At 58.9% G+C, this 7,240-nt stretch carries 9 protein-coding genes; 6 read left to right on the forward strand and 3 right to left on the reverse strand.

Annotation, left to right across the window (positions count from 1 at the left end):
- The first annotated feature begins 48 nt into the window (after positions 1 to 48).
- The 6 genes from RSB01_RS07615 (at position 49) to RSB01_RS07640 (ending at position 4,251) form a co-directional block, all read left to right on the forward strand.
- Entirely contained in the window at positions 49 to 1,659 is a 1,611-nt protein-coding gene (locus RSB01_RS07615; protein WP_332625259.1) for a response regulator, read from the forward strand.
- Positions 1,660 to 1,721: 62 nt separating this feature from the next.
- The gene (locus RSB01_RS07620) at positions 1,722 to 2,195 is read left to right on the forward strand and encodes a PaaI family thioesterase (RefSeq protein WP_332590915.1); all 474 of its coding nucleotides are present in this window, start codon (positions 1,722 to 1,724) and stop codon (positions 2,193 to 2,195) included.
- Positions 2,195 to 2,599, forward strand: a complete 405-nt coding sequence (locus tag RSB01_RS07625; RefSeq protein ID WP_332590916.1) for a PaaI family thioesterase — start codon at positions 2,195 to 2,197, stop codon at positions 2,597 to 2,599. Before RSB01_RS07620 ends, RSB01_RS07625 begins: the two co-directional genes overlap by 1 nt.
- A gap of 105 nt (positions 2,600 to 2,704) precedes the next feature.
- Positions 2,705 to 3,052 carry a hypothetical protein gene (locus tag RSB01_RS07630; protein WP_332590917.1) on the forward strand — a complete coding sequence of 116 codons (348 nt, stop codon included), beginning with the start codon at positions 2,705 to 2,707 and terminating at the stop codon, positions 3,050 to 3,052.
- Positions 3,053 to 3,127: 75 nt separating this feature from the next.
- Positions 3,128 to 3,583 (forward strand): hypothetical protein, encoded by a 456-nt coding sequence (locus tag RSB01_RS07635; RefSeq protein WP_332590918.1) that lies wholly within the window; start codon positions 3,128 to 3,130, stop codon positions 3,581 to 3,583.
- A gap of 38 nt (positions 3,584 to 3,621) precedes the next feature.
- Positions 3,622 to 4,251 (forward strand): helix-turn-helix transcriptional regulator, encoded by a 630-nt coding sequence (locus tag RSB01_RS07640; protein WP_332590919.1) that lies wholly within the window; start codon positions 3,622 to 3,624, stop codon positions 4,249 to 4,251.
- Between the two features lie 50 nt (positions 4,252 to 4,301).
- Here the strand turns inward: RSB01_RS07640 and RSB01_RS07645 are convergent, their stop codons facing one another.
- The 3 genes from RSB01_RS07645 to RSB01_RS07655 form a co-directional block, all read right to left on the reverse strand.
- Positions 4,302 to 4,775 (reverse strand): SH3 domain-containing protein, encoded by a 474-nt coding sequence (locus RSB01_RS07645; protein WP_332590920.1) that lies wholly within the window; start codon positions 4,773 to 4,775, stop codon positions 4,302 to 4,304.
- 162 nt (positions 4,776 to 4,937) lie between these two features.
- Positions 4,938 to 6,608: a lysine--tRNA ligase gene (locus RSB01_RS07650; protein ID WP_332620075.1), complete on the reverse strand. Its 1,671-nt coding sequence runs from the start codon at positions 6,606 to 6,608 to the stop codon at positions 4,938 to 4,940.
- Positions 6,609 to 6,657: 49 nt separating this feature from the next.
- Positions 6,658 to 7,116 (reverse strand): MaoC family dehydratase, encoded by a 459-nt coding sequence (locus RSB01_RS07655; RefSeq protein ID WP_332625260.1) that lies wholly within the window; start codon positions 7,114 to 7,116, stop codon positions 6,658 to 6,660.
- Positions 7,117 to 7,240 lie beyond the last annotated feature (124 nt).

Raw genomic sequence — 7,240 nt, forward strand, 5'->3', positions numbered from 1 at the left:
GGAAAAGGTTTTCGAGCGATGTTACATTCCCATAAGTGGAGTGCGGCAATGCCGACGGTTGAGTTGCTCACAGAATGTGTGCCGCCAATAAGCCCCGAGGCATCCGTCCCCGAGGTGTTTAAGTGGTTTCAGGCGCATCCCGATGCCATGGCTCTGCCCGTGGTCGAAAACGGGCGTCCTGTGGGCCTGATAGACCGTCAGGAATTTCTGTTAAAACTGGCCTCGCCACTGGGCCACAGCCGTTATGCCTCGCGCCCCGTCTCGTGGATCATGGATTCCGATCCATCGGTCATCGAGGCCGACACCCGCATTTCCTCCTTTTCCGAAATCATCCTGAAATCCAGCGCCTCGACACTGATGCGCGGTTTCATCGTGACGAAGGACAGCCTGTATTTCGGTACCGGCACGGCGATCAAACTGTTCCATCATGTGAACATGATCCAGGCCGCCCGCCTGAAGGAACAGGAACACTACATCGCCGCGCTACAGGCGCAGCAGGTTGACCAGAGCGCCGTCTCCAGTGCGCGCAACAGTTTTGTCGAAACCCTGACACAGGCACTTTCTGCGCCTTTGTCCACGGTTGATGCCTTTTCAAAAATCGTCAGCCGACAGCCTTTGCCGGTCGAAACCAGAAGCCATCTGGACGCCATTGTACAAGCCTCGGGCGAAAGTCTGGACATGTTACAAAAGGCCCGCGATCTGGCACGCGCCGAAGCGGGCGAGTTCCCGTTAAATCTGTCCCCCATGCCCCCGCGTCTTGTCATGGAACAGATCAATACCGACTGGATCCAGCGCGCAGACGATGCCGGTGTGACCCTGATGGTCAGCTATGAAGGCGATCCGGATCTCAGCCTGCTGGTCGATGAAGCACGCTTCCGTACGACCTATGACACCCTGATCCAGTGCGCCCTGAAATGGGCCCGTAACGGTATGGTCGAAGTCGGTCTGAAAGCTATCGTCAGCGACGATCGTGTCGATCTGCAAGCCCGCGTCCGCGATGATGGTCCGGGGCTGGAACCTGACCAACTGGCCACCTGTTTCGGTGATCTGGCAACCACAGGCGACCTGTCCAGCGCCATGGCCTGGCACCTACTCAGGAATATGGGCGGGGAAATATTCGCCCGTAACAATCAGGGCCGCGGCACAACCTACGGCTTTGACGTGACCGTACAGCGCGCCCTGCCTGACGTCAGCCAAGAGATCAATGTCACCCAGATCGAAAGTCTTGAACTGTCCTCGCATCCGCATGTGCTGATCGCAGACGACAACGCCACCAACCGCGTCGTTGCCCGCGCCCTGTGCGAAATGTTCGGCTGCACCTCCGAGACAGCCGAAGATGGTCAGGAAGCCGTTGACGCCGCACGAACGGGCCATTTCGACCTGATCCTGATGGATATCAAAATGCCGCGCATGGACGGGGTCCAGGCCACCCGCACCATTCGCGACTTTGCCGATGATCGCGCCCTCACCCCGATTATCGCCCTAACCGCCAATGCCGATCCGGACGATGTTGTCGGCTATATCGCCGCCGGTATGGCTTGCGTGGTGGAAAAACCCATCAAGCCCGAGCGCCTGCGTATGGCTATGATCCGCGCACTTGACGAGCGTCAAAGCCTGCCTGCTGCTGACAAGGTCACACGGTTGAGCGCCCAAAACTAATCGCTCGCGCTGGACAAGTCCCTGCGGCCAAGGCCAGTGTTCAGGTCTTCCAAGGAGACCTGATGCCAAACCCCGAATTACTCGCCATTCTGCCCCAACTGGCCTCCGGCTCGGCCCATACCCATGCTCTGGGTTTTCGTCTGGAAGACATAGCGGGCAAGCGCGTGCGTATGCGCGTTCCCTATCGTCCGGAGCTGGTCGGTGATCCGGCATCGGGGGTCCTGTCCGGCGGACTGGTCAGTACGCTTCTGGACCATGTCGGCGGCATGTCGGTGTGGCTGGCTCTGGACCAGTTCCAGTCGATTGCCACGCTGGATATGCGCGTGGACTATATGCGCGCTGCCGCCCCCGGTCGTGACCTGCTGGCCGAAGCCGAATGCTACCAGTTGAACCGCACCATGGCCTTTGTGCGGGCCTGGGCATTCGAGGACAGCCCCGACAATCCGGTCGCCGCCTCGCAAGCCGCCTACATCATCCACAAACCGGCGCTGCGCGATAACGACACCGAACAATCTCAGAATCAGGCAGACGCATAATGACCAAGCCCCTGCTCGACCACCTGCCCTATGCCCAGTTTCTGAATCTCAAGACCGACATCTATGGTGACGAGGTCACTGTCGTTATGCCGTTTTCAGACCATCTGATCGGTAATCCGTTAATACCGGCGCTTCATGGCGGTTCGACCGCGGCCCTGCTGGAACTGGCCGCCATGGCCAAGGTTTCGCACGACTATCCGCGCCTGCGCCTTCCGCGCCCGATCAATGTGTCGATTGCCTATTTGCGAGTCGGAAAGGCCAGCGATGTCTTTGCCCGCGCGCACATCAGCAAGGCCGGTAAAAAGGTGGCCTATGTGACGGCAACGGCGTGGCAGGAAAGTCAGGACAAGCCAATTGCAACTTTGACTGCACACTTCCAGCTTGACGATACTACCGGAGATTAGAAAATCGTAAAAAATAAGTAAATATTGGGCTAATAAACTCTTTACGAATAACCTTAACGGCTGTTAAACATATCTCGCCAGATCGGCGTTATATGGGGAACAAACATGGACCGCTCAGAAGTCGTCACCAGCATCTCGACCGAACTGTACGCTACCGAACAGTCGGTTGATGCCGCTATCGCCCACGCCGCAGCCATGGTTCAGGCCATGATTTCGGGCCGCGCCGCTCTGTCGGTCTCGCCGGTTGCAGCCTCGGCCTCGCAAACCAAGGCACTGGCTACGCTGGCCGCCCTCTCGACCGCACGCGAAGCGATCGTCGAGTGCCACGCCGAAATGCAAAAAGACCACCGCCGTATGGGCTGGGGCGTCTATGCAGCCGGTCCGGCTGACAAGCCGCTGGAGTGGGATGACTCGCCGATGCCCAGAAAATCGGCCCATCTGCGCGCCGTCTAACAAATCGGTAACGCACGATTTATTAGGGATTAATCCCACAAATAACCCTCATCGATTGGTTCGATGGGGGTTATTTTGTTTTCCACCTTGATAGGATGGGTTGGTGCCTTGCTCATGCTGGGTGGATGCACATTCGCCCTGACCCTCGGCGGTAAAACAGAGAAAATTGGCGCAACATCATACCTCTTGTGCTGGCTCTTTAGCACTTTAGTTCGCATATACTTCACCAATAAAGATCATTCGATATTTATCGTTATGATGCTTGATGTCTCTCTTTTGATAATATTCGCATCATTAGTATGGAAATCAGCGTCAAATTGGCCCGTTGTAGCTACAGCTCTTCAGCTGCTGGTTGCTACATTACAATTTTTCTATGTGATCGATTTTAAAATTACTGTTTCTGCTTACTATACTATTTTAAATGTTTCATCTGCAGGCATCATCATCTCACTGATCGTGGGAACATTCTCTGCATGGCAAGAACGTGCGGTGATCGGTTCTAGCCGCAACGATATAGGTAGATATTCCTAAAGCGGTGACCTATTTTGGGTGTCCCCTAGGACGAACCCATGACTCTCACGCACGCCAGTATCTGGAAAGGCTTGGACACTCTGGCCAAGCGCGCCGGCACGTCGCCATCAGGGCTGGCTCGTCGCGCAGGTCTGGACCCGACCAGCTTCAATCCGTCCAAACGCTTTGGCTCCGGTGATCCGCCCCGCCCGCGCTGGCCCTCGACCGAAAGCCTGATGCGGGTTCTGGAAACCTCGCATCTATCGCTCAGCGAGTTTGCTTCTCTGGCAGACGATGCCACGCCTGCGACCCTGCCGGTTCTGGGATTAGCCAAGGCCGGTGAAACCGGATTCTTCTCCGATGAAGGCTTGCCGCTGGCCGAAGGCTGGGACCGCACCCCCTTGCCCGCCCTGCGCGAAGGGCTGATCAGTCTGGAGATCGACGGCGATTCCATGCTTCCCCTGTACCGCCCCGGCGACAAGGTGATTGTCGATCTGGAAGACACCCGTATCCGCAAGGGGGACCGTGTCGCCCTGCGCACCTTGGCAGGCGAGACACTAGCCAAGGAACTGGGCTTTGTATCGCACAGCCAGATCGAGCTTTTATCGATCAATCCCGACTACGCCCCCCGCACACTGGACCGCAAAGACATCCAGTGGATGGCGCGCATTGTCTGGGTTAGCCAATAGAAAAAGGCCGCCTGCACAGCAGACGGCCCTTTCGATCAATCTGGTCGCAATCAGTAATTGCTGACGTAGCGGGCGTTTACCCAGCCACCACCGGCGATCTGAACCCACTCGCCTTGCGAACCGATAGCCGTGAACGGTTGCCCCGCAGACAGGTTACCCCGCACGCCATAATTGGTGCCCGGCCCCGAGCGGATACGCAGGTTGGACGAGGCGCGATACATGTCCTGACCGCCCTGCGAGTTGGCGCGGGCACGTTGCTGGTTACAGCCGATATAGGAACCAGCCGCCGCACCGGCACCCGCTCCGACTACAGCACCCAAGGTACGCTCGTTGCGCGAAACCTGACTACCCGCCAGACCGCCCAAAACCGCACCGATTGCAGCACCGGCCTGTTGGCGGCCACCGGGCGCGTCGCAATTGGTGATGCCATTGGCTTGGGCATTGGCCGTCATCGGCACAGATACAGCAGCAATAGCGGCGAAAATCGAAATACCGGCCAGACCGGCTTTAAAGGACTGCGACATGGCTCTCTCCTGTCATCGAGTTGGTCGTAGGGAAAGAATGCCTGTCCCTGCCTGAAGGCTCCCCGACAAAACCTGTCAGGTTTCGTTCATCCCCATAAAAAGCCAGAAAAAAGGGCCGCTCTGTTATGGAGCGACCCTTCATTTTCAATATGTTGATGCCGGTCAGGCGGCCAGTTCGCCGTTGGCACCCTTTTCGATCAGCTCGATCGATTGCGGCAGACCATAGATGGCTGCGAACGAACCAAAGCGCGGACCTTGCGAAGCGCCCAGCAGCACTTCGTAAAGTGCGCCAAACCATGCCCGCAGCGGCTCGAAGCCATGTTCCTTGCCGACCGCATAGACTTCGTTCTGGATGATCTCTCCATCGGTCGTGTCCTGCGGCAGAGCCTTCAGACGCGAGGCCAGATCAAGCAGAGCAGCCTTTTCTTGCTCCGTCGGCGCACGATAAACCTTCGTGGGCTTCACGAAGTCCTCGTAATAGTTCAGCGCGTAATCCATCAAACGATCCAGCAGCGGCTCGTTTTCCGGTGTCGCATCCGGCAGATACTTGGCGAAATAGGCCCACAGCTGATCCTTGTTCGAGGCATTGGCCACGCCCACAAGGTTCATCATCAGAGAGAAGCTGACCGGCGAGGTCGTCTCGGGCGGATTGCCGCCATGGATCGACCAGACCGCATTGTCGATCTGCTTGTTCGGCTCTTGCGTCTTGTACTGCTCGACGAAGGACATCCAGTCATCGGTCGCGCGCGGAATGACGCCAAAGTGCAGGCTCTTGGCCGACTTGGGCGACTGGAACATGTACCAGCTCAGCGATTCCGGCGGACCGTAACGCAGCCACTCTTCCATTGTCAGGCCATTGCCCTTCGACTTGGAGATCTTCTTGCCTTCAACGTCTAGGAACAGTTCGTAGTTGAAGCCAACCGGCGGCGAACCGTCCAGTGCGCGACAAATCTTGCCGCTCTCGCGCACGCTCTCGATCAGGTCCTTGCCGGACATTTCGTAGTCAACGTCCAGCGCGGTCCAGCGCATGGCCCAGTCCGGCTTCCATTGCAGCTTGACGTGGCCACCCGTGACCGGAACCTCGGTGCGACCACCGGCCGGATCGTCAAAGACGATGGTGCCCTTCTCGAGGTTGCGCTCGAGGGTCGGCACTTGCAGCACGTGGCCGGTGATCGGGCTGACCGGCAGGAACGGCGAATAGGTCGCGCGGCGCTCTTCGCCCAGCGTCGGCAGCATGATGCCCATGATGCTGTCATAACGCGCCAGCATCAGCAGCAGGGTCTCGTCAAAACGACCCGACTTGTAGGTCTCGGTCGACGACATGAATTCGTAGTCAAAGCCGAAGCTGTCGAGGAAGGCACGCAGACGGGCGTTGTTATGCGCGCCAAAGCTCTCATGGGTGCCAAACGGGTCGCGCACCTTGGTCAGCGGCAGATGCAGGTCTTCACGCAGCATCTCGGGATGCGGAACGCCTTCCGGCACCTTGCGGAAACCGTCCATATCGTCCGAGAAGGCGATCAGCTTGGTTTCCCAGTGATCGCCGGTCAGGGCGCGGAACGCATTGCGGACCATGGTTGTGCGGGCGACTTCGCCGAACGTACCCATGTGCGGCAGGCCCGACGGGCCGTAACCGGTTTCCAGAATGACCGGACGGCCCAGGCCTTCAAACTGTTTGAGAGCCTCGTCCGCCTTGCCAGCATCGATCAGGGACTGCGCAACAGCGCGGTCGGCGTCCGACAACCGTTTTTTGAGCACGTGCGCCAACAGATTACGGGCTTGCTCAAACGGCCACGAACGGGCCTCACGGGACAGGGTTTCAAGGTTCTGTAACATGAACGGGCTTTGCAGCCTTGAACGCCCGCGGTCAACCGCAGCGGGCGGATCAGAGCCGCGCCGAGGCGTCCTTCGGCAGTTGCATCAGGTTCTCGAAGGTCATGACCAAATCGCCGTCCTGATTGCGGACCCAGGTCTTGGTCTTGACCGTGCCCCTGTCGGGGCGGCTCTGAGACGGGGTGACGGCCATGATCTCGCGGCGCGCCGTCAGCGTGTCGCCCGGTCGCACCGGGCGCAGCCAGCGCAGGTCGTCGATGCTGAGGCCCAGCATGGGCGTGGCGCCGAAATAGGCGGCGTCGACATATTCGCGCATCACGCGCGAGGCGACGTGCCAACCGCTGGCGATCAGGCCGCCGAACCGGCCCTCGGCGGCGGCGGCGGCGTCGATGTGCATGGGCTGGGGGTCGAACTGCTGGGCGAAGGCGATGATCTCAGCCTCGGTGATGGTGAAGGGCGCGCCTTCCCAGCTCTCGCCGACGGCCAGGTCATCCAGATAGCGATCGGCCATGTCGTCTTCCTCATGCAAACTGGGGGCTCAGATAGACGCTTCATACGACGCGGCCAACCGCTGCGTGCCTTGACCGGGCGGCGCGGGCATGGCCTTTGCCCCACCTCATGCTGACCTCAGATTT

This window comes from Brevundimonas sp. (genome assembly GCF_036659295.1).
Lineage (GTDB): Bacteria > Pseudomonadota > Alphaproteobacteria > Caulobacterales > Caulobacteraceae > Brevundimonas.